This window comes from Bacillus cereus group sp. N11 (assembly GCF_016483605.1).
Classification (GTDB): domain Bacteria; phylum Bacillota; class Bacilli; order Bacillales; family Bacillaceae_G; genus Bacillus_A; species Bacillus_A toyonensis.
Genome location: NZ_JAEHBN010000005.1, coordinates 265,699 through 291,472, shown reverse-complemented (window position 1 = coordinate 291,472; position 25,774 = coordinate 265,699). Strand labels below are relative to the sequence as shown.

Here is a 25,774-nt window from a genome sequence, read left to right as displayed (position 1 = left end):
ATTCTATACGTAAGTTACGTTAAGGAGGAACTAGAAATGAAAAAGTGGGTATTTATTTCTTTTTTTTTAGCATGCACAATCTGTGTAGGCGTTTACATATCACCGTTATTTCAAAAGGAAATTGATGTGAAAATCGGCGGGGAAAATAGTGCAGTAAAGACTGCAAGTATGGAAAAGGTAGAGGTTACAAAAGAACAAATTTATAAAGGGGATCTACTATTAGTTAATAAAGATTACCCAGTAAAAAAAGATAGTATTAGGTCTGATATTATAAATGTAAATCATAATAGTGAATTAGTAAGAGGTTATGTAATATTTGATAGAAACCTTCGCTTATCAAAGGGTGTTGTAAAAAAGTTTTTGAACGTTGTCGATGCGGCTGGAAAAGATGGAGTACAGCATTTCCTAATGAGTAGCGGGTACCGAGATTTTCAAGAACAAAGTAAATTATATAAAGAAATGGGATCAGATTATGCACTCCCAGCAGGATACAGTGAGCATAATTTAGGATTATCACTCGATGTTGGGTCTACTCAAAAAAAAATGGAGAGGGCTCCTGAAGGTAAGTGGGTGGAAGAGAACGTATGGAAGCATGGCTTTGTATTACGCTACCCGAAAAATAAAAGTAACATTACAGGCATTCAATATGAGCCATGGCATATACGTTACGTCGGTTTACCTCATAGCGCAATTATGCAAAAAAAGAATTTTACGCTAGAGGAATATTTAGAGTTCTTAAAAGAGGAAAAAGAAATTTCAACTGAGGTGGAAGGCAAGAAATATACGGTTTCTTATTATAAAGTTTCAGAGAATATGAACGTAAATGTCCCAGTAAATAAGCAGTATGAAATTTCGGGGAACAATATGGATGGGGTTATTGTGACGGTTCAGGAATAGATAAAGAGGTTGTTCCGTTTTGGAGCAGCCTTTTCGTATATAAGAAAGGGATTGGCGTTTTTTGTCGGTAAATCGATATTCCTTGTCGAATCGTTGATATATTTTGAGTTATGATAGATATATTCGAAAAATCGTTGATATAATTTCCTGTACTATCGCATTTTGAGGAGTATCTTTTATTTTATTTTTAAACATTATAACGTTATATTTACTTCTCCTTTTTTTTGTGTTACGCTAAACGTGTGAAAGAGATAAAGAAAAATGAAATTTTAATGTAAGCGTATTCTTATGGCTTCTTATAGAAAAGGGTGGAAGTACAATGACAGAACGATTCGTACTACGTAATGTGAAACGTGTGAACGGGGAAGAGATTGACATTGTAATTGAAGATAATAAAATCGCACAGGTGACGAAAGCTGGTGCTGGCGAAGGTGGAAAGGTTCTTGATTACTCTGGTACTTACGTATCAAGTGGCTGGATTGATTTGCACGTTCACGCTTTTCCAGAGTTTGATCCGTATGGCGATGAGGTGGATGAAATTGGCGTTAAGCAAGGGGTAACGACAATTGTTGATGCAGGTAGCTGCGGAGCTGATCGCATTGCAGATTTAGTAAAAAGTAGAGAGCAGGCAAAAACGAATTTATTTGCCTTTTTAAATATTTCTCGCATCGGTTTAAAACGAATTGATGAATTATCCAATATGGAATGGATAGATAAAGAGAAAGTAATAGAAGCAGTAGAAAAGTATAAAGATGTAATCGTTGGGTTAAAGGCGAGAATGAGTAAAAGTGTCGTTTGTGATAGTGGAATTGAACCACTTCATATAGCGCGTGATTTATCCCGTGAAACATCATTGTCAATTATGGTACATATCGGTTCAGCGCCTCCTCGCATTGAGGAAGTTGTACCTCTTTTAGAAAAAGATGATGTCATTACACATTATTTAAACGGGAAAGAAAATAATTTATTTGATGAAGAAGGCAAACCGCTACCTGTGTTACTAGATGCAGTGAATCGCGGCGTACATTTAGATGTTGGTCATGGTAATGCTAGTTTTTCTTTTAAAGTAGCAGAAGCGGCGAAGCGTTACGGTATTGCGCTTAATACAATTAGTACAGATATTTACCGGAAGAATCGCGTGCACGGTCCAGTGTATAGTATGGCTCACGTTCTTTCGAAATTCCTGTACTTAGGTTATCCGCTAGAAGAAGTGATTGATGCGGTTACGAAACATGCAGCAGAGTGGCTTAAGAAACCTGAGCTTGGTCGCATTCAAGAAGGCGATATTGCAAATTTAACTTTATTTACGGTGAAAGATGAGAAGGTTACGTTAATTGATTCAGAAGGGGATCAGCGCATTGCTGAAAGAAGGATTGATACGAAAGGGGTTGTAATCAATGGGTCATTCATTGAATGCTAAGTATGGATTAAAAAGAGTGATTAATGCGAGCGGTAGAATGAGTATTTTAGGTGTATCCGCTCCGGCAAATACAGTTATGGATGCAATGAAACATGGTGGACAAAATTATGTGGAAATTGCTGATTTAGTAGATAAAGCAGGAGACCATATTGCGAGAATTCTAGAGTCAGAGGCAGCAGTTGTTGTGAATTCAGCATCGAGTGGAATTGCGCTTTCTATCGCTGGTATCGTTACAGAAGGAAATCGCCGTAAAAGTGAAAGACTTCATCAAGAAGTAATCGCGAAAAACGAAGTGATTATGTTAAAGGGTCATAACGTTCAATACGGTGCCCCTGTTGAAACGATGATTTACTTAGGCGGCGGTAAACTTGTAGAAGTTGGCTATGCAAATGAAGGGAAAGCAGAGCATATTGAAGATGCGATTGGTGAAAATACAGCGGCGATTCTTTATGTGAAATCCCATCATGCAGTACAAAAAAATATGATTTCTGTTGAAGAAGCATGGGAAGTTGCGCAGCGAAATAACATCCCGCTTATCGTCGATGCGGCAGCTGAAGAAGACATTCAAAAATATGTGAAGTATTCAGACCTTGCCATTTATAGTGGTTCAAAGGCGATTGAAGGGCCTACTTCTGGTATTGTGGGCGGTAAAAGAAAGTATATTGAGTGGCTGAAAGTGCAATTACATTGCATCGGAAGAAGTATGAAGGTTGGGAAAGAAACAACATTTGGCTTACTTCAAGCGCTTGATGAGTACGGAGTAAAAGAAGATAAGAGCGAGCAAGAAAAAGAATTGTTACAAGTACTTATGCCGCTAAAAGAATTAAATGGTGTAAATGTAACGATCGTTCAAGATGAAGCTGGAAGAGCAATCTTTAGAGCTCGTATTCATATTAACGAGACACAATTAAATAAATCAGCAAAAGACGTTGTGACAGCATTACGCGAAGGGGAAATCGCAATTTATACACGTGATTACGGAGTAAGACAAGGGTTCTTTGATATTGATCCACGTCCACTTCAAGGTGATGACATACATGTAATTGAAGAAAAATTGAGAGAAATTGTAGGGGGAAACTAAAATGACAAACATTCAAAAACGTTTTTATAAAGGCCGCGTAGCATTAAATGTATTAGCGAACAATATCGAAAATGCAAAAGATATTTTTGAAGCAGCAGAAGGTTATGTAGTAGTTGGTGTATTATCAAAAGATTATCCAACTGTAGAAGAAGCTGTTACAGCGATGAAAGCATACGGAAAAGAAATTGAGGACGCTGTATCAATCGGACTAGGAGCAGGAGATAATCGCCAAGCGGCAGTTGTGGCTGAAATTGCGAAGCATTATCCTGGTAGCCATATTAACCAAGTGTTCCCTTCAGTCGGAGCGACACGTGCAAATCTTGGCAAAAAAGATAGCTGGATTAATAGTTTAGTATCGCCAACAGGAAAAGTAGGTTACGTAAATATTTCTACTGGCCCAATTAGTGCGGCTGGAGAAGAAAAAGCAATCGTTCCAATTAAAACAGCGATCGCACTTGTACGTGATATGGGCGGAAATTCATTGAAGTACTTCCCGATGAAAGGGCTAGCTCATGAAGAAGAATATCGCGTAGTTGCGAAAGCTTGTGCGGAAGAAGGATTTGCATTAGAGCCAACAGGCGGAATTGATAAAGAAAACTTCGAAACAATTGTACGTATTGCGCTTGAGGCAAATGTAGAGCAGGTTATCCCGCACGTGTACTCTTCTATTATTGATAAAGAAACTGGTAACACGAAAGTAGAAGATGTGCGTGAATTATTAGCAGTCGTGAAGAAGCTAGTTGATCAATATGCGTAAGAAAATTGCAGCGTTCGGCGAAGTAATGATGCGCCTGCAAGTACCTGGATATGAATTGTTGTCGCAAGCTAACACGCTAAATTACTCATTTTCAGGTACAGGTGTGAACGTTGCAGCGGCACTTTCTCACTTAGGGCATGAAGGGCTTCTTATTTCAACTTTACCGGAAAATTCGGTTGGAGATGCAGCTGTATCTTACATTCAAAAGTTAGGGATTCAAACTTCTCTTGTTTCAAGAGGCGGTAAATATGTAGGTATGTATTTTTTAGAAAATGGATTCGGTGCACGTGCAAGCCGCGTTACGTATTCGAATCGACTAGAAAGTAGCTTCAATACGGCGTCTGAAGAGATGTACCAATGTGAAGAAATTGCTAAGGAAATTGATATCGTTCATTTTTGCGGTATTACACTTGCGATGAATGATACGGTGCGCCATCATATGAAGTCTTTAGCGAGAGCAGTTAAAGAAAACGGAGGAGCCGTCGTTTTTGATTGCAATTATCGTCCATCACTTTGGGGAGAAGACGGATATGAACAGGCAAAGCCGCATTATGAAGAAATGCTAGGACTTGCTGATATCGTTATGATGAACGAAAAAGATGCGATGTTTGTTTTAGGAATGAAAACAGAAGAAACGGAGCGAGAGGCGCAACTTGTTGATCTTATTCCAAAGGTAGCTGAAACGTATCATATTGCTACAATTGCTGGTACTCATCGCTCTATTAGCAGTGACAATACACATTCACTGCGCGGGTTTATATGTAAAGATAGAACGTTCACTTTTGCAAAAACACTTACGTTTTCTGTATATGATAGAATAGGTGCTGGAGATGCTTATACGAGCGGGATTATTCATGGCGAGATAGAAGAGTTTGCACCAGAGAAAGCTGTTTCATTTGCGTCAGCAGCTGGCATGCTTGCACATACAATCGTCGGTGATACGCCAATGTCATCAGAGAAGGATATACTTCGGGCAATGACGGCATCAGTAGGTGATGTAGAAAGGTAGTGGGTGTAACGGTGAACGTAACGAGAAAAAAAGGACCATTATATTTACAAATAAAAAATATTATTCGTGATCGAATATTGCATGGTGTATATGCGATTCATACGAATATTCCTTCAGAACCACAATTAGAGGAAGAGTTCAAAGTGAGTAAAATTACAGTACGTAATGCGATTAAAGAACTCGCTCAAGAAGGATATTTGGAAAAGAAGAGCGGTAAAGGAACGAAAGTCATCCGTAATACTTCTGCGACAAAACTGTCAAAGGGTAAGAAATTTACTGAAGTGTTAGTGGAAGAAGGATATAAAGTACAAAAGAAATTGCTAAAGGCAGAAGTCGTTCATAATGAAGAAGGAACAGTGCCATTTCGCTTATTCGGTAAAGAGAGTTTTCGTATTGAACGTTTATATACGTTAAATGATGCACCATATATTCATTATACGCACTATTTCTCAGCGAAAATGGCAAGTACAGACTTATCGGACTTTGATTTACAATCACTTTATGATTTAGTCGAAGACCGAGGTATACATTTAGAAAACTTCAGAGATGAATTCGCAGTTGGACTTGCGCCCAGTTTCGTTGCAGAATCGTTAGGTGAAAAAGAGGGGACAGCGTTATTAAAACGTATGCGCTATTCTTACGATGAAGTTGGCGAAGTAATTGAATATAGCGAAGGCTACTACAATACAGAAATGCAGCATTATGTAGTTAATTATGACGTATAAAAAAGAGGGGATTTTCCCTCTTTTTTTATAAAGTAAGGGGAATGAGAGATGGATATATACTTATTAATCGTCACGTTACTTGCGATCGCAATTGTCATTTTAGGGGTATCATGGTGGAAATGGCATGCATTTATTAGTTTAACAGTTGCGAGTTTGTTTTTAGCTATCATGTCTGGACTGAACTTAACGAAAATAGTGGCTGCCTATGAAACTGGTGTTGGTAGTGTACTAGGGCATTTAGTTGGCATTTTGGCACTTGGAACTATCTTAGGGAAAATGATGTCTGATTCAGGGGCAGGCATGCAAGTTGCAGATTTCTTTATTCGATTTTTCGGCGTAAAAAAATTACCTTGGGCAATGTTATTTGCAGGGTTTGTTATAGGGATTCCAGTCTTTTTTGAAGTGGGGATCGTCATTTTATTACCACTTGTTATTTCCATTCGAAAAACGACGAAGCAAAATATATTGTTAATTGCGTTACCTGTTATTGCTGGATTATCGATTGTGCATGGGCTAGTGCCTCCGCATCCAGGTGCGATGACTGCAATCGGGATTTATAATGCGAACTTAGGAAAAGTGCTTTTATATTCATTAATTATCGCGTTACCAACAGCCATCATCGCAGGGCCGATATTTGCGAAGTGGGTACATAAGAGGGTTATACCTGAAAATGAACCGGAGCTTGTTCGAGTTACGACTGTATCAACCGATTTACCAAGTCGTAAAGTTTCGTTTTTTATTATTTTACTGCCAGTCGTGTTAATGATTTTATCAGTAGTTGCACCGTATATTTCTTTATCAATAAAAATAACTGAATTTTTAGTCTTTATAGGAAGTCCAGTAATCGCTTTACTTATTTCATGTTTTGCAGCATTTTATTTACTTGGCATCAAACAAGGAATTAATAAAAAGATGATAAAAAAATTAACAGATGAAAGTTTACTACCTGTAGGCTCAATTATTTTAATAATTGGTGCAGGTGGTGGGTTTAAACAAATATTAATTGAAAGTGGAGTTGGAACGGCGATTGCGCAAATGGCAGAACATATATCGTTATCCCCAATCGTCTTAGCTTTCATGGTAGCTGGATTAATTCGAATAGCGACCGGATCAGCTACAGTAGCATTAACGACAGCAGCAGGAATTGTTTCACCAGTTATTCAGCACATGTCTGGTGTAAATTTAGAATTGCTCGTTATAGCAACCGGTGCAGGTTCACTAATGTTTTCTCACGTAAATGATGCAGGCTTCTGGCTTGTAAAAGAGTATTTAGGTTTGACGGTGAAGGAAACGTTTAAAACGTGGACGGTGCTGGAAACATTGTTATCATTTATTGCATTCGGTTTTGCCCTTGTGTTGAATATGTTTCTTTAAAAGATACCTGAATAGGTATCTTTTTTTGATGAAGCCCAATTGCCAAAACAAGCCCGTTTTTAAGTAAGCCAAGCTTCCTATTCGCCCTGAAAACATACTATAAATGGAATCCCCTCATTTAGAGCAAGGTGAACTTGTTATGAATGATACTAAAGGAGGAATAGAGTAATGAGCGAAAAGTGTGAACACAGACATGATGATTGTAACCGCAGACATGGGTGCGGAGGCGGTTTTGCGCTTCTAATCGTATTGTTTATTTTATTAATTATCATCGGTGCTAGCTGCTTCGGCGGAGGCGGCGGTTGTGGTTATGGTGGTTACGGCGGTTATGCAGGCGGCTATGGTGGATATTGCTGCTAATTAAAAACTATTGAAAATGGCCTTGTGCGTATTGCACAAGGCCATTTTATTCACGTTTTAATATGTTGTGATAATTTATTAATGTACAGAGAACGGATTAAGAAGAAGAAAATAATCTCGATAATCCCGAAAAAGGTGAGTACGATACATGTCTCTTTTAGTAATGAAAAAGAAAACATACTTTGTAAAAACTTAACCGCAAATAACGTGTGAACACCAGCAACGATGTAAGGAACGAAAAATAAAATTCCTAATTGAATTGTTGCAGAGCGAAACATTTCTGATTCAGTTAAGCCAAGCTTTGTAATCGTAATGTATTTTTGTTTTTCATTCGTTAAGTCGTTATACATACGGAAGTATAAAACACTAGCCGCACCGATAAAGAAAATAAAGCCGAGAAATGCCCAAATAAAGAACTGAGCAACCGCATTTCCTTTACTATGAACGAGTTCATCCGTAGCTGTATAAATATGGAATGGTTTAATGAAATCTTCTTCATCCTTATGTGCTTCATACAAGGTTTCTGCATCATGATCTAAGCTTTTTAATATATTTTTTGTTGGGACAATTGCGTTTTCCCAATTTTCCACGAAGTAGTTATAAACTGTAATTGTTTCAATATGAGGAATCATATTTTCAATTACTTCATCTTGCATCACAATTAAGTGAGGTAATGCAAAGGGAGGCTCAATTCCTCTATTAATAAAACCTTTAATTTGAAATTCTTTTTTATTAGAGCCAAGTGTAATCGTGTCCTGCTTCGCAAATGGGTTAGACACGAGATTTAATAACGCTGGTGAATAGCGAGAAATATTATAAACTTGTGTAGAATCAAGAGTGATTTCTGGTCTGTTTAATTGCTTTGCTATTGCGTTATAATCACTCATTTTCATAATGGAAATTGATTCTTTTGAAGCTGTATCTTTTAAAACGGTAAACTTATATTTGTCATATTGAAAATTAGCATTTGTAAGTTCAGTTTCAATCGTAGTAATATGCTTTTGTTCAAATGCATTAACACCTTCTGATGTATAGGTGAATGGTATTGGATATCGTTCTAGTATGGATGCTTTCGTATGATTGTTTGCAGCAAATAACCCGATAATAATTGTAAATGCAAGTGCAGATAGCATAGAAACGATAAAGAGTACATTAATATTACTGCGGGTACGAGAAACTAAATCTGAAATCCATAACATATTTATTTGTTTCAAATAAAACTTTCTTCGTTTCTTTAAAATATAGATAAAGAGAAGAAATGTTTGTGAAAAAAACAAATACGTCCCAACTACTACGAGCGGTAAAATAGATAGCATAATTAAGAATACAGACCCATTTTGTGCATTTTTTTCCGTTATGTAGCCTTGCGGATAACCGGCAATATAATAGCATAGTCCTAAACAAGTTAAAGCAAATAGTGAAATGAGTATAGATGGTTTTTTTTCGCTCTTCTTTTTGTTAACTCCCTTAATAAGCTGCGTTGTTTTTCGAGTACGAATAAACATTGGTGTAAACGTAGAAACGATTAAAAATAAAATGATAAACGTTACGGTTGTAACGATAACCGCTTCTGTTGGCCAATATAAATAAAGACCTTTCGAACTTGTTAATTTCGAAGTGACTAATAAGAAAAAGTTAGAAAATACAAGACCACCCTGTATGCCGATAAAGATAGATAATATCCCAATTATCATGTTTTCGGTAAATAATAATCTTTTTAATTGTCTCTGTGAGATACCAAGAATAGTGAGTATCCCGAATTGCTGCTTCCGAACATTTAAAAATGTTCCAATTGAATATAAGAGAAAGAAAAACGAGAACATAACAATCACAAGCTGTGCTGTACTAGCTAAGTTCATTAGAGGATCCCGATCTTGAAAGCCTTGTACACTTTGTAAGCGCGGATGATACGCATATACAGTAAATGAAAAGAAAACCATAATAGAAAAAGCACTACTTACAAAATAAGCGAAATATGCTTTAGAATTACGCGAGACATTTTTAAATGCGAATTGCCAAAATGTCATCCACGTCTTCCTCCTAATAATGCTAGGACATCTAATATTTCTTGATAAAACTTCTCACGATACAATCCGCGATGCAGTTCATTGTAAAGCTCTCCATCTTTAATGAAAATAACACGGTTACAATAACTTGCTGCAAACGGATCATGCGTAACCATTAAAATCGTTGCATCTTCTTCTTTGTTTAATTTCGTAAATAATTCCATTACATCAATCGCTGCTTTTGAATCTAAGTTTCCTGTTGGTTCATCCGCAAGTAAAAGAGACGGATGATGAATGACAGCACGTGCTACCGCAGTACGCTGTGCTTGCCCTCCTGAAACTTCAAAAATACGTTTGTCCAAAATATGATCAATTCCAAGTTTCTTTGAGATGTTATCGAGCTTTTCGTCCATTTCTTTTAAAGGAACATTATCTAACGTTAAAGGTAATACGATATTTTCTCCAATCGTTAACGTATCTAATAGGTTAAAGTTTTGGAAAACAAATCCTAATTCTTGACGGCGGAAAATTGCTAATTTTTCTCTACGAAATGTATGAGGTTGTTTGCCGTTAATTACGACTTCTCCAGAAGTAGGAGAATCAATTGTAGAAATAACGTTTAAAAACGTAGATTTACCACTTCCAGAAGGCCCCATAATTGCGACGAATTCACCTTTATCCACGTGTAAATTTATATTTTTTAAAGCGGTATGAGGGACTTTCCCTTCATACACTTTTGAGACGTTTTTTATGTGTAATACTTCTTCCATAATAATCACCTTTCTATTTTTAAAACTTAATATGTTGTGATAATTTTTGCATATAAAAGGAACGAATTAAAAGGAAAAAGAGAATTTCAACCGTTCCAAAAATCATAAGTACGACTGTAATTTCAGCGAAGAACGAGAGATGTAATATCTCTTGTAGCATCTTTGTCGCGAACATCGTATGGATGGATGCCATAATGTAAGGGACAAAGAAAAGAATCGCAAGTTGGATTGTAGCAGATTGTTTCATTTCGTCTGCTGTTAATCCAATCTTTGTAATCGTTATATACTTTTCTTGCTCATTTGTTAAATCTGTATACATTCGGAAATACAGAACACTGCCCGCACCGATGAAGAAAATAACACCAAGAAAAGTTCCGATTAAGAAAAATGAAGCAACGTTTAGTTTCGTGTTGTATAAAGAGTCACTTGCTTCACTTGCATGAAACGGTGGATGTTCTGCCTGAATAGCTGCATTGTCGTTATCAATTTTTGTTATAAATGCTGAACCGATAGTATGTGCTTCTTCCCAATCGTTAACTTTAAAGTTATATACACTCATCTGTTTTGAAACGGTGGATAATGTTTCTACATTTTCATCAGATAGTATGAGCAATTGGTATATTAAGCTGTTTGGGAATGGGTTATAACTTTTATATTCTTTCACTTGTAGTTGTAAATTGTTTTGAGCAAGTGTAAGAGTATTTTTCTTTTCTTTAGTATGAATTGTTCCAACAACTTGATCGTCTAAGTCTTTCATAAGAATATAAGATTCATTCTTATTCACCGAGAGAGTTTCCCAATTTAACGCCTTAGCAAGTACATTATAGTCACTTTGTTTAATGGCATAATAGAGCTGCGCGTTATCTTCAGCTGAAGATACTTCATATATGTCTGTTTTAAATTTTGTATAAGTAAAGTGCTCTTCATTAAATTTTTGTTCTAACCAGTTTAAATGTTCATCAGCTAACGTATTTTCAGTATGTGATAAATATGTAAACGGGAAAGGGTTTTGCCTAATCGCATCAAACTTTGTAAATTTCCCGAATCCATATAAGAATGTAATCATTGTAAAAGCGAGCGTTGATAGCATTGCTACTATAAATAGCATATTAATATTTGTTCGAATGCGCGTTGCTAAATCCGAAATCCAAAGCATATTAATTCGTTTCATATAAAACTTTCTTCGTGTTTTTAATATACGAATAAGTAAAAAACTAATCTGTGAAAAGAAAAAATATGTTCCGGCTGCAATAAGCGATGGAATGACAAATATACTAGAGACGGCATATAAAAGCCCAATGATGTCGCCTAGCGACATAAAATATAGAGGATTTGCTGCTAATACATATCCAGATATTAAACATATCGCACCAAATAGAGAAATGAGTACGGATGCTTTTCTTTCTTTTTGTTTTGTTCCTTCTTTTAAAAGTCGTACAGCTTTTCTCGTACGGATTAGCATCGGTGTAAAAGATGATACGAGAATGAAGAGTCCAAGAAAGATGATTATAGTTAAAACGATAGCACCTGTCGGCCAATATAAATATAGGCCAGGTACATGTGTAATTTTGGCGGTAACTAGTAAAAAGAACTGTGAAAAAACAAGCCCAAGTTGAATGCCAAAAAATATAGAAAGAACACCAATCAGCATATTTTCTATAAATATGAGTCGCTTTAATTGTTTTTGAGATATACCAAGTACTGTTAAAATCCCAAATTGTTTTTTACGAACCTTTAAAAATGTACCAATTGAATAGAGTAAAAAGAAAAATGAAAAGAACACAATGACAACTTCTGAAATTGTCATTAATATGTTCAGAGCATAATTCACGTCTGTCATATGCAATTTAGGATGAAATAAATAAACTGCAAATGAGAAAAAAATAGCAATGGAAAACGCACTGCTTACAAAATAGGCGAAATAAGCTCTGGCGTTTCTTGTTACATTTTTAAAGGCAAACTGCCAAAAAGTCATTCACCTAAACCTCCTAATAGAGTGAAGAGGAAAAGAATATAAGAGGTATCCTTTTCCTGTACTAATATATTTATAAAACTTAACCATTCGTATACTCTGATAACTTTTGCATGTAAAAGGAACGAATAAATAAGAAAAAGATGAATTCAACTACTCCAAAAATAATAAGAACGGCTGAAATTTCTTTGAATAGTGATAAAGCAATTACGTCTTGAAGCATTTTTGTCGCGAACATTGTATGAATGGACGCCATAACGTACGGAACAAAAAATAAAATGCTAAGTTGAATGGTTGCAGATCTTTTCATCTCTGCATCTGTTACACCAATTTTTGAAATTGCTACATATTTTTCTTGTTCGTTCGTTAAATCTGTATACATTCTGAAGTAAAGAACGCTACCAGCTCCAATAAAGAAAATGACACCTAAGAATGTCCCGATTAGGAAGTATGCGGCACTTCCTGATGTGATTCTATATAATGAGCCTGCTGATTCATAGGAGCGTACAAGGGGTCCTTCGTATTGGAATTCTTGTCGATCTCTTTGTATTCTTTTCATAAAATCATCAGCAATTTCATACGTCTTTTCCCAGTTTTGTACGTTATAATTGTACGCTGCTACATGCTTTGTTGTACTTGGTAAGTTGTTTACAACAGCGTCAGGTAAAATTAAAGTTTGATATGAAAAGTCAGAGGGAATGGCCCCTGCTTGTTCATAGCCCTTTACTTGTAATATCGTATTTGTGCTAGAAAGTGTAATGGATTTTCTATTGTAGCTTGGCTCAAATTGGCTGAATAAGGTGAAATAAGCGCTACCTGTTAAGACATATGCTTCGTTATCACTCATGAATAGTTGTTTCATTCGCAGGGAAGCTGCAAGTTTATTATAGTCACTTTGTTTCATTGCATAGATGTCATTGTAAGTCGTTATACCTTCATCTTCTTTCAATGGTGTTTCATATAAATCAGCTTTTATCTTTTTATAAGAGAAATTTTCTTTTTGTAACTGCTGTTCAAGCCAAGTTAAATGCTTGTTAACAAAAGGATTGGCGTCATATGAAAAATAAGAAAATGGAAAAGGTGAAGTTCTCGCAACATCTAGCTTTGTAAACTTTCCGAAGCCATATAGGAACGTAATCATTGTGAAAGCAATTGTAGAAAGCATCGCTACAATAAAAAGCATATTGATATTCGTTCGAATACGACTTGCTAAATCCGAAATCCAAAGCATATTAATTCGTTTCATATAAAACTTTCTTCTTTTCTTTAAAATATAAATAAGTAAGAAACTAATTTGAGAAAAGAAAAAATATGTCCCAATTGTAACAAGTGCTGGAATCACAAAAACACTTGAAACCATATAGATAACGCCTACTTGCGTGTTTATTGAGAAGAAATATTTAGGGTTTGCAGCTAAAATATAACCACCTAATAAACAGATAGCACCAAATAGAGAGATAAATATGGATGGTTTTCTTTCCTTTTGTTTCCTACCATTCGTTTTTAATAGGTTTACCGTCTTTTTCGTACGAATTAGCATGGGTGTAAATGAAGATACAGCGATAAAGAGACTAAGAAACACAATCGTTGTTAAAATGAAAGCATTCGTAGGGGGATATAAATATATCCCCGGTAGATGTGTAATTTTCGCTGTTACTAATAAGAAAAACTGCGAAAAGACAAGTCCAAACTGCATACCGAAAAAGATAGATAAAATACCAATTAACATATTTTCAGTGAAAACGAGTCGATGTAATTGTTTTTTTGATATACCTAAAATAGTTAAAATACCAAATTGCTTTTTACGAACTTTTAAAAACGATCCGATTGAATAGAGTAGAAAAAAGAACGAGAACAAAACAATCACAACTTCTGAAAAAATCATTAATCCTGAAATTTCAGAGATCATAGTGGGATTTTGTAATTTCGGATGAAACAAATAAACAGCGAACGAAAAGAAAACAGCAATGGAAAAGGCACTGCTTATAAAGTAAGCAAAATAAGCTCTAGAGTTGCGCGTTACATTTTTAAATGCAAATTGCCAAAATGTCATAATACGTGCCTCCCGTTAGCAGGGAAATATGTAGTTTTATTGCAAAAAATGTATGAGAGTGAGTTCTCATACATTTTGCTAGCATATGTTCTGATCATGATTCAGTCACCTTCTCTACATTCTCTGCTTGATTATTCGCAGCATTGTGGAAGATGATTTTAATCGTCGTTCCTTTACCAACTTCAGAATCTAGTTTGACGGAGTGACCTAAATAATCACAAATTTTACTTACAATATAAAGCCCCATACCGGTAGATTCTCCGAATGTACGACCGTTTTTCCCAGTGTAAAATGGTTCAAATACCCTTCGAATATCTTCTTGCGGAATACCAACGCCTTCATCGCGAACTTCTAGAATAATATCTTTTCCATTTCGATAAGCGGATAAGAACACTTTCTTTCCACGCTCACCAGAGTAACGGACTGCATTTGTCATTAACTGATAGATAATAAATTTTAGCCATTTCGCATCAGAAGCAACCTTTAGATCAGAATGTACTTCTAAAACAGGGAAGACACCATTACGAATGAATAGTTCTTTTAATCCATTAATATTTTTTGTTACCGTATCTTTTAATGAAATCGTCTCAACATGGAAATCTTCATGGAAGTTATTTAACCTAGCCATGTATAAAGCCATATCAAGTCCTTGGTTTAGACGCTCTAACTCTTTTTTGAATTTCGGAATTAAATGTTCGTCTTCCATCTCCAGTACCATAAGCTGCATAACAGAAACAGGTGTCTTCATTTGGTGCACCCAATGGTTAATGAACAATTGATGTTCCTGTTGTTTTACTTCATACGATTGTAGTTCTTTTTGGAAGAGACGGTATTGCGTACGCACGAGTTCATTTACACCGTGAGGCATCGGAGCGGTTGCTCTTTCAATAAACGCATCTTCCATTTTTTCTGGCTGCTCACTTAATCTATGATACATTCTACGGTTACGAACGTAACGATAAGCAAGGAAACAAATAAATAAGTATAAGCTTAAAACGATGAAGTAAAACTTATTATTTTGAAATCCATCTACTGCATCATAGAGAACGAAAATGATACCGAAGTTTAATACGTACAGTAGAAAAAATGTAAAATGATCACGTAAAAATAGCTTCATGCTTATTCACTCCAAGTTGCGTTAAAACGATACCCAAGTCCACGTACTGTTTCAATAGCATTTTCAATACCAAGCTCATTGAACTTTTTACGAAGACGCGTGATGTTTACGTTTAATGTATTTTCCTCAACGAAGCTCTCATCATCCCAAAGAGCAGCTAATAAATCTTCACGGCTCGCTGTACGAGGGAATTTAGATAATAACATTTCGGCTAAAATTGCTTCTTTCTTCGTTAAAAGAACTTGTTCAGATCCGAAGTGAATTTCTGGACGTTCAGGGAATAGTTTTAAACCTTCTACTTCAACGATACGCTCAGAAATATTTGGTGCATAGTCACCGTAAATACGGCGCAATTGACCTTTAATTTTTGCCATTACAACGTCGTAGTGGAACGGTTTCGTAATATAATCATCCGCACCGCTTTCAATCGCCATAATTTGTTCCATCTCACCAGCACGCGCTGAAATGAAAATAATTGGACAAGTAGATTCATGACGAATTTGACGGCACCAGTAGAATCCATCGAATTTCGGTAAGTTCACATCAAGTAAAACAAGGTGTGGTTTCACGGCGTTAAACGATTCCATAATATCATCAAAGTTTTCAGTAACAACAGCGTCGTACCCGTATTTTTGAATGTGAGATTGCAGTAATGATGAAATATTTGGATCGTCTTCAACGATTAAAATTTTATACATATGTATATTCCTCCTCAAAAAAACAATTGTAGCTATAGTGTACCATGTGTTTCACGTCTTTTCATTATGTTGAAATATAAGCTAGTTAACAGTATAGGTTAAAAGTGAGAAAAGTAAAAAGTATTATAGGGATAACTGAATGTATTGTCCTTTTAAATAGATGAAATTTCATAAAAAATAATATATTTTTTATGAAATTTGGAACTTTATTTTGCTTACTGTCCAATATATAGTGAGAACATCGTTAAGGAGGGGGCACTACTTGGCAAGTAATGAAGATATACATATCTGGATAGAACGTTTATTAAAAGGTGATGAGGAGGCTTTTGAATTTATATTTGATTTAACGAGTCAGAGAATATATGAAACTGTCTTCGCTATAGTTAAAAATCGGCATGATACAAATGAAATCGTAAATGAAGTTTACTTTCAACTTTGGAAATCTATTTCAACATATGATCAATCTAGACCGTTTCTATTTTGGTTGAATGGAATTGTTTACAAACAGATTAGTCAGTGGAGAAAAAATATATGGAAGAGGATGCGCTTATTTGAAAAACAACAATTACGTGATGATCCAGTTGTAGACGTTCCCGAAAAAGTATTATTAAGAAAAGAAACAGAAGAGCAGTTATTAACGGTGATACAAGAACTTCCATTTAAATTTAGAATAGTAATCGTGTATCGCTTTTACCACGATTATACGTATGAAGAAATTGCAGAACTATTACAAATCCCTATAGGTACAGTAAGGTCTAGAATTCACAGAGCGTTAGAAAAAATTCGGAATCAATCTAGTATAGAAATAGATGAGGAGGAATCTAATTCAAATGTCGTTTTCAAATGAATTTAAAAAAGCAATGAAACAAGAGGTCCCTAAAGAAGTTAAAGAACATGCTTATCAATCCTTTAGTCAAATGTATAAAAAAGATAGCAAAAAGAAAACGAAAAAGAAATTATTAATAGTGGGTTTAATAGCGGCTGTCGTTATACCGACGAGTACAATGGCATTAAACAATTCTTATTTTGTAAAACCGGAAGTAAAATTAAATGACATGATTAATGATCAAGTTAAAAAGGATGCTGCGGATGGAAAGTCTATACAGCTAAATGAAAAAATAGTCGATAATGGTATTACTCTTCATATAAAAGAAATATTAATTCAAGATGCCAAAATACTTGTTTATTATCGTTTTGAACAACAAGATGGTTCGCTCGTTCCATATGAATTTAATACAACTGGGCTTGATATTAAATCTGATGGTAAAGAAGACGGGAAACAAGTAGAGAGTCCACATTATGAAAATAAGAAATTTAATGCTGTGCAATATTTGCATTTTCTTAGTAACACTCATATCGATAATTATCAAAAAGATCGTATGGGTAATCCTGATGCACCAGAGGCAAGTATTTTTTACTTAACTGATCAAACAGGAAAGAGTTTTGAAACGGTGTTAGCTGCGCACGACAAACCAGAGGGAGTAGTTGTTTTTGAACCGTTAGAAGGTGAAAAATTCCCAGACTTCTTATCTGTACATATTAATATTAACAGAATTGGAGGAACGGAAGGAACTTGGACAACGAAAATTCCAGTGGACATGACGCATAAAACTGTCCAAAAGGACTCTACAAAGAATGAATAATTTCGTATTATATTTAATAGAATCCAAACTAGGTGTGTGAAAGCATGATTAGTTATTGGTTAAATGCATTCGGAACGATAGTAGGTATGTCCTTTATTATAAGTTTAATAATCTTTTGGATTTCTTCGTTTGTTAATAAAATGATAAAATTTAAATAAAAGAAGCTCTTCCTTTAGTTAGAAGAGCTTTTTTTATTTTGTATCCCTCGTATTTCTTCCATCTTTACAGTTTTACTCTATAAAGTAATTAATGTAGGTTAAAAGTGGAAAAAGTAAAAAGGGCCTTACATATTATTGACAATTAACTGAAATCATTTTAACATTTAGATAAATATCTAAATGTCTAATTATCGAAAGGAAGAAAGACATTGAATCAAGCATTCAAAGCATTAGCAGATCCAACAAGGCGAAAAATTTTAGACTTATTAAAAGAAGGTGATCTAACCGCTGGTGAAATTGCCGAACATTTCAATATGACGAAACCAAGTATTTCACACCACTTAAGTGCACTTAAAAATGCTGAACTTATTCAAGATGAAAAAAGAGGGCAATTCGTTGTGTACTCTTTAAACACAACTGTCTTTCAAGATTTGTTGACTTGGGTGTTTACGTTTACAAATAAGGGGGAAGAGGGGAAATGAAAAAACATCTTTTCGCAATTATATTAATTGTTACAACTTGTTTAGCTTGGGCGTTTGCTTGGCCACATTTGCCGGATACAATTGCGACACATTGGAGCGGCGGTAAGGTAGATGGCTATTCGTCTAAATTTTACGGAATGATTTCTATGGTCGGAATTATGATTGCATTATATATATTTCTAAATGTGATACCTAAGATTGATCCAAGAAAAGCAAATTACGAGAAATTTTCTAAAGCTTTTATGATGATGAATAATGGGGTACTCCTGCTACTATTTGTAGGGAATATAGATATTATTACAAGTGGATTAGGATATAACTTATTTATTAATCGGGTTCCAGAATTATTAGTGGGTGTTTTATTTTTAGTAATGGGTAATTATTTACCACAGTGTAAGCCAAACTTTTTTGTCGGGATGCGTAATCCATGGACGTTAAGTAATGAAGAAGTGTGGCGGAAAACACATCGATTTAGTGGAAAAGTATTTGTGGCTTTAGGAATTATTATGATTATAAGTGTTTTCGCTCCGGCTGATTGGAGATCTTATATGATGCTGGGGATTATAGTAGTTGCTGTTATTATAACGAATTTATATTCTTACGTTTTATATAAAAAAGAAATACAATTGTGAGCTATATTAATCAAATTTTATAGTTATAGTTTCTATGTGTTAAGAGATTTTAATACTCAGTGGGGATAATGAAAAGCTCACTGAGTAAATTTTTTGTTTCAAGGTCTGAAAATTCAGTTTAAAAGATGACTTGGGGGGATTTTACATGTTAGAAATTATAAATTTTAGTAAGACATACAAAGGTGGAAAGAAAGCAGTAAATCATTTAAATATTACTGTTAAAGCAGGAGATATCTTTGGATTTATTGGACATAACGGTGCGGGGAAAAGTACAACAATTAAGTCGTTAGTAGGAGTTATAGATTTTGAAGAGGGCGAAATTTTTATTGATGGACATTCAGTAAAAAAGGATCCGATTGCATGTAAGAGAGTAATGGCGTATATTCCTGATAATCCAGATTTATATGAGCAATTAACAGGAATTCAATATTTGAAATTTGTTGCGGATGTATTTAAAGTGCCGGCGAAGGATCGGGAAGAACAGATCCAGAAGTATGGGGATGCCTTTGAGATTACACCTTACTTGGGAGACTTAATATCTTCTTATTCGCATGGCATGAAACAAAAAGTAGCGATTATATCGGCGGTTTTACATAAACCGAAATTATTAGTTTTAGATGAACCTTTCGTTGGTCTTGATCCAAAAGCAGCCGTAGTTTTGAAAGGTATTATGAAAGAGCTTTGTGAAAAAGGAAGTGCGATTTTCTTTTCTACGCACGTTTTAGATGTAGCGGAGAAGTTATGTAATAAAATAGCGATGATAAATAGAGGGAAATTAGCACTTTCAGGAGAAGTGCATTCTTTAATAAAGGAAAGTTCATTGGAAGAACTCTTTATGAAGGAGCTTGCTAATGAATACTAATAGTTTAGGACTTTTAAAAATCCGGTTAATAACGCAGCTCGGTCTAAACACTTTTAAATATGAAAAAGATAAGAAAAAGAAGCAGAATAAGATTTTGCTGACAGCATCTATTGCTCTAGTTGGTGTCATGCTAATGTTATATTGCGGAGCCTCGGCATATGGATTGGTGAAACTAGGAATGAGTGAAATTATTCCCGTTTATGCACTAGTTATTAGCAGTGTATTAACGTTGTTTTTCACTATATTTAAGGCAAATGGAGAAATTTTTGCTTTTAAGGATTACGACTTTTTAATGTCATTGCCGATTCGTGTAAGTACTGTTATTGCAAGTAGATTTTTGTATTTATACTTGCTGAATACAATCTTTTCAATCATAATCATGCTACCGATGGGAGTTGTTTATGGCATACATGAAAATCAATCAGTTTCTTTTTACTTTATGTGGTTCATCAGTATGTTTATAGCATCTTTAATTCCAACAACAATTGCAGCAATCTTTGGAGCTGCGATTACGGCAATCGCTTCTAAATTTAAAAATGCGAATAAAATAACTACGATTTTAAGTTTTATAGTAATTATTACATTCGGTTTCTTTATGCTAAAAAACGGAAATGCTCAATATAGCCTTAATGATATGAACGAAATTGGTGCAATTGTTTCGGAGCAATTAACTAAAGTGTATCCACTAGCTAACATGTTTCAAAAAGCAATTGTTCATGCTGATATTATAGCTTTCATCTTATTCGTCGGGATATCAGTTAGTTGGTATTATCTTTTTGTAAAAATACTTTCGTTAAAATATAAGCAAATAAACACAGGGATTTCCACTTATCATATGCTTTCAAATTATGAGATTAATAGTATAAGAAAAGAAAGTGTATTGGTCGCATTGTATAAAAAAGAGCTGAAACGTTTCTTCTCTTCTACAGTGTATGTCATAAATAGTGGAATGGGAGTCGTGATGGCGATAGCTTTCTCGTTAGCTGTAGTTGTAGTAGGGCCAAGTCAATTAATAGCGTACCCTGGAATTGAGCCCTTGTTGCAAAAGATTGCTCCATTTGCTATTGCAGCAGCGATTTCAATGACGTGTACAACATGTGTGTCATTGTCTTTAGAAGGAAAAAATGTATGGATTATTAAGTCATTGCCTATAGCGCCAAAGATGGTTTATGACAGTAAAATTCTTATGAATCTTTCATTGAGTATACCTGCATCACTTATTAGTGCCGTATTGCTAATAATTGGGTTAAAACTAGATATTTGGAGTTCTCTTTTCATCGTAATAACACCGATAACATACTCACTCTTTTCGGCAGTATGGGGAATTTTTACTAATAATCGATTTGGTTATTATGATTGGGTATCAGAAACTCAAGTAATAAAACAAAGTATAGGATCGTTTATCGGTATGTTTGGTGGCTTAATTATGGCAGTTATACCTGCCTTGTTAATCGGTACCGGTACTATCTCGAACGACAGAGTATTTACTTTTGTCGTTGTTATAGTACTTACGATTATTACTATTTTCTTGTATAAGAACGAGTCGAGAAGAAGTATAAAGTGAAACTTTAATCAGTGGGGGGGTTCATCCCCCCGCTGATTATTAGCCCTTACCAATCGGGCGTTTACGGGCAGTTTATCTCCCACCTAACTTCTTTGCTTCACCTGAATTTTGAGGTGGGAGTTTTACTGCCCGCAAATAGCGGGATAAAATAAAGAAGCTGCTTTTCCTTTAAAAAGGAAGAGCAGCTTTTTTATTTTGAAAAGGTTTAGACTCTTATATTACTTTTTTAAAACAGGTATCCATATCTCGCTTCTGAAATTCGGCGAGGATATCTCTTTACTTTCATTCCACAATATTTCCGGACCTCCTGCTAGTTCATAGTTTGAAGAAGGGAACCATTCAGAATAAATACGTCCCCACACATTTTGTAATGCATCAGGAAATGGACCGACAGCTTCAAATATAGCCCATGTTGAAGCTGCGACTTCAAGTTGCGCGAATTGCTCTGGACAATCTTTCGTTGTGGCTACTCCAATATAATGATCGAGTTCGCCTTTTTCCTCCATTCTTCCTTCAGAAAAATTTGTAGAAGCACTAATGATTCCATTTGGTTCCACATTTGAAAGTATCTTTAATGTTTGAATGGACTGTGGGTTTAAACTTTTCCACATAGAAGCAATTTCTTCATTTACACCGTTAAAAACGATTGGCACTCGTTTTGTAATACCTATAATTCGAAATGAGTCTTTTTCTTCAATTCGATAGTTCATTTCAGTTCCTCCTTGAATGGATAATTGGAAGGTCATTGGTGAATAAGCTTTCAAAGAATGACTAGTACTTCGAGCTTCTGAAGGCGTTATGCCATGCAAATTTTGAAATGCACGTGCAAATGAATCTGGTGAATTGTAGCCATATTTTATAGCAACATCAATGACTTTTATATTGCTGTTTTTTAGTTCAAAGGCAGCGAGAGTAAGACGTCTACAGCGAATGTAATCTGACAGCGATATGCCAGCTAGAAATGAAAACATCCTTTTAAAGTGATACTCGGAGCAGAGTGCTAGCCTCGCAACTTCTTTAAAATCAATTTCATTCGTAAGGTTATCTTCAATATAGTGCATTGCTGCATTCATATTTTTAAGTGAATCCATATTATGACCTCCTCTGTACATAGAATAGCAGGAACGAAATAGCTCCATCCGACATTTCGTGCACAACTTTGTAGGTAGCTTTTTCACCTTACAAAATTGTAATGTTCCTGTAAGGAGAATGAATGGATGGTATGATATCCCAATGTTATAGTAACAAAGTACTTTGATTCATTACGTTAAATTTTTGATGTCTTTACTTATGTGCCTTACATAACTGTCATGTTTGTGTAAGAAACATCGATAGTGGCAAGAGTAGAGAATGTATATAGTGAAAATAGAGAATAGAAGAAATGAGGGATGTCGAGATGAAAACAGTGTTAGAAGCAAAAAATATTAAAAAAGTATATGACACAGGTGGAAATAAATTTGAGGCGTTAAAGGGCATTAACTTACAAGTAAAAGAAGGTGAGTTCGTTGGAATTATGGGACCGTCGGGTTCTGGTAAGACGACGTTACTAAATGTTCTTTCTACAATTGATAATGCGACGGACGGTGAAATTTTAATTGATGGAAAAGATATTGTGAAGATGAATGATGATAAGCTTGCGTTATTCCGCCGCGATCATTTAGGTTTCATTTTCCAAGATTATAACTTATTAGATACGTTAACAGTGAAAGAGAATATTGCGTTACCTCTTGCTTTATCGAAAGTAAAGGCAAATGAAATTGATCGACGTGTTCTTGAAATTGCGAAAAAGTTTGGTATCGATCATATTTTAAGTCAGTTTCCATATCAAGTATCTGGTGGACAGAAGCAGCGCTGCGCCGCATCACGTGCAATCGTTACAAATCCAAGTATGATTTTCGGGGACGAGCCAACTGGAGCGCTTGATTCAAAATCAGCTACAGATTTATTAGAAAGTATGAAGTCGTTAAATGAATATGATAACTCTACCATTTTAATGGTAACACACGATGCATTTGCGGCGAGTTATTGTAAACGAGTTATTTTTATTAAAGATGGTGAACTATATAAAGAATTGCATCGCGGTGAATCGACGCGTAAACAGTTCTTCCAAAAAATCGTTGACGTAATGTCTTCTATTTCTGGAGGTATGGCTGATGACCTTATCTAGCATTGCCCTCCGCAACATACAGCGGAACTTTAAAGACTACTTTGTATATTTTGCATCTATGATTTTTAGTATCGTCATTTACTTTACATTTAAAGCACTGCAATATAATTCACAAATGGAAAAAGCAGCGGAAGCCTCTAAAAAAATTAGCGGTGCGTTTCAAGTTTCAAGTGTGATGCTTATCATTTTCGTAGCAGTGTTCATTATATATTCGAACGGATTCTTTACACGTAAACGTAAAAAAGAAGTTGGCTTATATTCGTTATTAGGTATTCGTAAAAGACAAATTGGTAAAATGCTCTTTTATGAAAATATGTTAATGGGACTAATGTCATTAGTAATTGGGATTGCAATCGGTAGTGTCCTTTCAAAACTATTCCTTGAGTTATTAGTAAGTATGATGGGCTTAAACTTAAATGTTCATTTTGAAGTACCGATGGCTGCCATTATTGATACAGCAATTATTTTCCTTGTGATTATTTTATATACATCGCTCCAAGGATATCGTTTAATTTATCGCTTTAAATTAATTGAACTTTTCCGTGCGGAACGTGAAGGAGAAGCAATGCCAAAAGGATCAGTCATTATGGCATTAATTTCAGTTTTCTTAATCGGTTCAGGTTATTTCTTAGCATTAATGTTTATGAAGGCAGTTAAGTATGCAGACTTTATGGCAATTGCACTTTATATTTTACTTGCGACAGTATTAGGTACGTACTTACTATTTATGTTCTTTACAGTATTCGTATTGAAACGTTCAAGAAATAATAAGTCATCGTTTTATAACGGTATGAATATGGTAACGACGTCACAGTTACTATATCGTATTAAAGGAAATGCAAAGTCACTTGCGACAATTTCTATTTTAAGTGCGGTAACATTAACAGCAGTTGGTACGTCAGTTACGATGTATTACAACACATTTACACAATCAAAAGCAGTTGCACCATACAGCTACTCTTATGAGAAGAAAGATGCAGAATTAGATAAGAAAGTAAATGCGATTTTTGCTGAAGAGAAAGAAAATCATCCTGTAAAAGATCAATTTGAAGTTGAAATGGTTCCTGTAAAAGGAAAGTTTGAAGGGGATAAAGTTGATTTCATCCTTAATATGAACTACAGTATCTCAGAGAAATATCAATTTATGTCTCAATCTGAATTTAATAAACTTGCTAAAAAAATTGATGCAGAAACAGTGAATGTAGCTGCAGGAGAAGCATTTATATATGATAGTTCTTATATTGAAGGGCATGAGTTTAGCCCTCAATATAAAGGGAATAAAGTGGTATTCCAAATTGGAAATGAAACGAAGAAATTGGCGATTCAAGACGCAAATGATAATGCAATTACAAACTTAGGTGAACTAGTTGTTGTCGTTTCAGATGAAATGTATGAGCAAGCGAAGCAAGCATTTGGAACACGTGTTGTAAAAAATATCGATGTAAAAGATGAAAGAAACAGTAAAGTGTTAACGGAAAAATTAGCAAAAGTGATGCCAGCTGGTGAATCAGAAATGGTGCCACCATTTAGAGACTTCTACACTGGTTTCCATATGGGGCTTGAAGGAACTGGACTAATGATGTTCATCGGAATGTTCTTAGGACTTGTATTCTTACTAGCAACAGGTTCTATCATTTACTTTAAACAATTAACAGAAGCAAATGCTGATCGTGAGCGTTATGTTGTACTTCACAAAATAGGGGTCACAAAACAAGAAATGAAAAAAGCGATTGCAAAACAAGTAAGCTTTATTTTTGCGATTCCGTTAGTAATCGGAATCCTGCACAGCTTGTTTGCATTAAAAGGTTTAGGGAACATACTACCATTTGAAATTATGATTCCGCTTCTAATTAGTATCGGAGTATACGGCGCTATTTATATTGGATATTACTTCTTAACAGTTCGTTCTTATTATAAGATCGTGAGTGCGAAGTAATAAGGGGCAGCTATCGCTATAGGCGATAGCTGTTTTTTTATTCTTCATAAAATCTTAAGAAATCTCCTCAATTTTTATTAAGAAACAATAG

Annotated in this window: 23 protein-coding genes; 16 read left to right on the top strand and 7 right to left on the bottom strand. The window is 35.1% G+C overall.

What is annotated here, in order from left to right; genetic code table 11:
• The first annotated feature begins 36 nt into the window (after positions 1 to 36).
• From JDS98_RS11075 to JDS98_RS11040, 8 genes are all read left to right on the top strand, one after another.
• Positions 37 to 897 (top strand): M15 family metallopeptidase, encoded by an 861-nt coding sequence (locus JDS98_RS11075; protein ID WP_199633888.1) that lies wholly within the window; start codon positions 37 to 39, stop codon positions 895 to 897.
• 319 nt (positions 898 to 1,216) lie between these two features.
• Positions 1,217 to 2,317, top strand: coding sequence for an amidohydrolase/deacetylase family metallohydrolase (locus JDS98_RS11070; protein ID WP_098911452.1), 1,101 nt, complete (start codon positions 1,217 to 1,219; stop codon positions 2,315 to 2,317).
• Complete coding sequence (locus tag JDS98_RS11065; protein ID WP_000510082.1) at positions 2,295 to 3,398, top strand: DgaE family pyridoxal phosphate-dependent ammonia lyase; 1,104 nt, start codon at positions 2,295 to 2,297, stop codon at positions 3,396 to 3,398. Before JDS98_RS11070 ends, JDS98_RS11065 begins: the two co-directional genes overlap by 23 nt.
• Position 3,399: 1 nt before the next feature.
• A complete protein-coding gene (gene dagF, locus JDS98_RS11060) occupies positions 3,400 to 4,155 on the top strand; it encodes a 2-dehydro-3-deoxy-phosphogluconate aldolase (RefSeq protein WP_000181928.1) in 756 nt (251 codons plus the stop codon).
• Positions 4,148 to 5,164 (top strand): sugar kinase, encoded by a 1,017-nt coding sequence (locus JDS98_RS11055; RefSeq protein WP_097957374.1) that lies wholly within the window; start codon positions 4,148 to 4,150, stop codon positions 5,162 to 5,164. Before dagF ends, JDS98_RS11055 begins: the two co-directional genes overlap by 8 nt.
• The gene (locus tag JDS98_RS11050; protein ID WP_000539290.1) at positions 5,164 to 5,889 is read left to right on the top strand and encodes a GntR family transcriptional regulator; all 726 of its coding nucleotides are present in this window, start codon (positions 5,164 to 5,166) and stop codon (positions 5,887 to 5,889) included. The genes JDS98_RS11055 and JDS98_RS11050 overlap by 1 nt, the downstream gene beginning before the upstream one ends.
• Before the next feature lie 48 nt (positions 5,890 to 5,937).
• Positions 5,938 to 7,263 carry a gluconate permease GntP gene (gntP, locus tag JDS98_RS11045; protein WP_000356144.1) on the top strand — a complete coding sequence of 442 codons (1,326 nt, stop codon included), beginning with the start codon at positions 5,938 to 5,940 and terminating at the stop codon, positions 7,261 to 7,263.
• A 168-nt stretch (positions 7,264 to 7,431) separates the two neighbouring features.
• Entirely contained in the window at positions 7,432 to 7,623 is a 192-nt protein-coding gene (locus JDS98_RS11040; protein WP_001290392.1) for a YjcZ family sporulation protein, read from the top strand.
• Positions 7,624 to 7,673: 50 nt separating this feature from the next.
• On the opposite strand, the gene JDS98_RS11035 is transcribed toward JDS98_RS11040, so the two are convergent.
• The 6 genes from JDS98_RS11035 to JDS98_RS11010 all read right to left on the bottom strand — a co-directional run bounded on the left by JDS98_RS11035 (position 7,674) and on the right by JDS98_RS11010 (position 16,239).
• On the bottom strand, positions 7,674 to 9,650 hold the full coding sequence (locus JDS98_RS11035) for an FtsX-like permease family protein (protein ID WP_000144930.1): 1,977 nt from the start codon (positions 9,648 to 9,650) through the stop codon (positions 7,674 to 7,676).
• Positions 9,647 to 10,399: an ABC transporter ATP-binding protein gene (locus JDS98_RS11030; RefSeq protein ID WP_000393256.1), complete on the bottom strand. Its 753-nt coding sequence runs from the start codon at positions 10,397 to 10,399 to the stop codon at positions 9,647 to 9,649. The genes JDS98_RS11035 and JDS98_RS11030 overlap by 4 nt, the downstream gene beginning before the upstream one ends.
• Before the next feature lie 19 nt (positions 10,400 to 10,418).
• Positions 10,419 to 12,374: an FtsX-like permease family protein gene (locus JDS98_RS11025; RefSeq protein ID WP_000144986.1), complete on the bottom strand. Its 1,956-nt coding sequence runs from the start codon at positions 12,372 to 12,374 to the stop codon at positions 10,419 to 10,421.
• Between the two features lie 79 nt (positions 12,375 to 12,453).
• Positions 12,454 to 14,424 (bottom strand): FtsX-like permease family protein, encoded by a 1,971-nt coding sequence (locus JDS98_RS11020; protein WP_199633887.1) that lies wholly within the window; start codon positions 14,422 to 14,424, stop codon positions 12,454 to 12,456.
• 94 nt (positions 14,425 to 14,518) lie between these two features.
• Positions 14,519 to 15,541: a sensor histidine kinase gene (locus JDS98_RS11015; protein WP_000765359.1), complete on the bottom strand. Its 1,023-nt coding sequence runs from the start codon at positions 15,539 to 15,541 to the stop codon at positions 14,519 to 14,521.
• 2 nt (positions 15,542 to 15,543) lie between these two features.
• Complete coding sequence (locus JDS98_RS11010; RefSeq protein ID WP_000276732.1) at positions 15,544 to 16,239, bottom strand: response regulator transcription factor; 696 nt, start codon at positions 16,237 to 16,239, stop codon at positions 15,544 to 15,546.
• Between the two features lie 262 nt (positions 16,240 to 16,501).
• On the opposite strand from JDS98_RS11010, the gene JDS98_RS11005 reads away from it, so the two are divergent.
• The 6 genes from JDS98_RS11005 (at position 16,502) to JDS98_RS10980 (ending at position 21,580) form a co-directional block, all read left to right on the top strand.
• Complete coding sequence (locus JDS98_RS11005; protein ID WP_000157855.1) at positions 16,502 to 17,086, top strand: sigma-70 family RNA polymerase sigma factor; 585 nt, start codon at positions 16,502 to 16,504, stop codon at positions 17,084 to 17,086.
• Positions 17,070 to 17,882 (top strand): DUF4179 domain-containing protein, encoded by an 813-nt coding sequence (locus JDS98_RS11000; protein ID WP_098710978.1) that lies wholly within the window; start codon positions 17,070 to 17,072, stop codon positions 17,880 to 17,882. The genes JDS98_RS11005 and JDS98_RS11000 overlap by 17 nt, the downstream gene beginning before the upstream one ends.
• 367 nt (positions 17,883 to 18,249) lie before the next feature.
• The gene (locus JDS98_RS10995; RefSeq protein WP_001070532.1) at positions 18,250 to 18,522 is read left to right on the top strand and encodes an autorepressor SdpR family transcription factor; all 273 of its coding nucleotides are present in this window, start codon (positions 18,250 to 18,252) and stop codon (positions 18,520 to 18,522) included.
• Positions 18,519 to 19,154, top strand: a complete 636-nt coding sequence (locus tag JDS98_RS10990; RefSeq protein ID WP_000716342.1) for an SdpI family protein — start codon at positions 18,519 to 18,521, stop codon at positions 19,152 to 19,154. The genes JDS98_RS10995 and JDS98_RS10990 overlap by 4 nt, the downstream gene beginning before the upstream one ends.
• 145 nt (positions 19,155 to 19,299) lie before the next feature.
• Complete coding sequence (locus JDS98_RS10985) at positions 19,300 to 20,016, top strand: ABC transporter ATP-binding protein (RefSeq protein ID WP_199632123.1); 717 nt, start codon at positions 19,300 to 19,302, stop codon at positions 20,014 to 20,016.
• Positions 20,006 to 21,580 (top strand): putative ABC transporter permease subunit, encoded by a 1,575-nt coding sequence (locus JDS98_RS10980; RefSeq protein WP_199633886.1) that lies wholly within the window; start codon positions 20,006 to 20,008, stop codon positions 21,578 to 21,580. Before JDS98_RS10985 ends, JDS98_RS10980 begins: the two co-directional genes overlap by 11 nt.
• A 218-nt stretch (positions 21,581 to 21,798) precedes the next feature.
• Here JDS98_RS10980 and JDS98_RS10975 read toward each other — a convergent pair whose 3' ends face one another.
• On the bottom strand, positions 21,799 to 22,671 hold the full coding sequence (locus JDS98_RS10975; protein ID WP_000377676.1) for an AraC family transcriptional regulator: 873 nt from the start codon (positions 22,669 to 22,671) through the stop codon (positions 21,799 to 21,801).
• Between the two features lie 305 nt (positions 22,672 to 22,976).
• Here JDS98_RS10975 and JDS98_RS10970 point away from each other — a divergent pair, with 305 nt between their 5' ends.
• Positions 22,977 to 23,747 carry an ABC transporter ATP-binding protein gene (locus tag JDS98_RS10970; RefSeq protein ID WP_000859662.1) on the top strand — a complete coding sequence of 257 codons (771 nt, stop codon included), beginning with the start codon at positions 22,977 to 22,979 and terminating at the stop codon, positions 23,745 to 23,747.
• Positions 23,734 to 25,683, top strand: a complete 1,950-nt coding sequence (locus JDS98_RS10965) for an ABC transporter permease (RefSeq protein ID WP_087970495.1) — start codon at positions 23,734 to 23,736, stop codon at positions 25,681 to 25,683. Before JDS98_RS10970 ends, JDS98_RS10965 begins: the two co-directional genes overlap by 14 nt.
• The last annotated feature ends 91 nt before the right edge of the window (positions 25,684 to 25,774 follow it).

Excerpts from the sequence above, each read along its gene's own strand:
- JDS98_RS10985 (WP_199632123.1), top strand. The coding sequence starts at position 19,300 with ATGTTAGAAATTATAAATTTTAGTAAGACATACAAAGGTGGAAAGAAA.
- JDS98_RS11065 (WP_000510082.1), top strand. The coding sequence starts at position 2,295 with ATGGGTCATTCATTGAATGCTAAGTATGGATTAAAAAGAGTGATTAAT.
- JDS98_RS10980 (WP_199633886.1), top strand. The coding sequence starts at position 20,006 with ATGAATACTAATAGTTTAGGACTTTTAAAAATCCGGTTAATAACGCAG.
- JDS98_RS11055 (WP_097957374.1), top strand. The coding sequence starts at position 4,148 with ATGCGTAAGAAAATTGCAGCGTTCGGCGAAGTAATGATGCGCCTGCAA.
- JDS98_RS11015 (WP_000765359.1), bottom strand. The coding sequence starts at position 15,541 with ATGAAGCTATTTTTACGTGATCATTTTACATTTTTTCTACTGTACGTA.
- JDS98_RS10970 (WP_000859662.1), top strand. The coding sequence starts at position 22,977 with ATGAAAACAGTGTTAGAAGCAAAAAATATTAAAAAAGTATATGACACA.
- JDS98_RS11000 (WP_098710978.1), top strand. The coding sequence starts at position 17,070 with ATGTCGTTTTCAAATGAATTTAAAAAAGCAATGAAACAAGAGGTCCCT.
- JDS98_RS11040 (WP_001290392.1), top strand. The coding sequence starts at position 7,432 with ATGAGCGAAAAGTGTGAACACAGACATGATGATTGTAACCGCAGACAT.
- JDS98_RS11030 (WP_000393256.1), bottom strand. The coding sequence starts at position 10,399 with ATGGAAGAAGTATTACACATAAAAAACGTCTCAAAAGTGTATGAAGGG.
- JDS98_RS10990 (WP_000716342.1), top strand. The coding sequence starts at position 18,519 with ATGAAAAAACATCTTTTCGCAATTATATTAATTGTTACAACTTGTTTA.
- gntP (WP_000356144.1), top strand. The coding sequence starts at position 5,938 with ATGGATATATACTTATTAATCGTCACGTTACTTGCGATCGCAATTGTC.
- JDS98_RS11035 (WP_000144930.1), bottom strand. The coding sequence starts at position 9,650 with ATGACATTTTGGCAATTCGCATTTAAAAATGTCTCGCGTAATTCTAAA.
- JDS98_RS11010 (WP_000276732.1), bottom strand. The coding sequence starts at position 16,239 with ATGTATAAAATTTTAATCGTTGAAGACGATCCAAATATTTCATCATTA.
- JDS98_RS11020 (WP_199633887.1), bottom strand. The coding sequence starts at position 14,424 with ATGACATTTTGGCAATTTGCATTTAAAAATGTAACGCGCAACTCTAGA.
- JDS98_RS10965 (WP_087970495.1), top strand. The coding sequence starts at position 23,734 with ATGACCTTATCTAGCATTGCCCTCCGCAACATACAGCGGAACTTTAAA.
- JDS98_RS11025 (WP_000144986.1), bottom strand. The coding sequence starts at position 12,374 with ATGACTTTTTGGCAGTTTGCCTTTAAAAATGTAACAAGAAACGCCAGA.
- JDS98_RS10975 (WP_000377676.1), bottom strand. The coding sequence starts at position 22,671 with ATGGATTCACTTAAAAATATGAATGCAGCAATGCACTATATTGAAGAT.
- dagF (WP_000181928.1), top strand. The coding sequence starts at position 3,400 with ATGACAAACATTCAAAAACGTTTTTATAAAGGCCGCGTAGCATTAAAT.
- JDS98_RS11075 (WP_199633888.1), top strand. The coding sequence starts at position 37 with ATGAAAAAGTGGGTATTTATTTCTTTTTTTTTAGCATGCACAATCTGT.
- JDS98_RS11070 (WP_098911452.1), top strand. The coding sequence starts at position 1,217 with ATGACAGAACGATTCGTACTACGTAATGTGAAACGTGTGAACGGGGAA.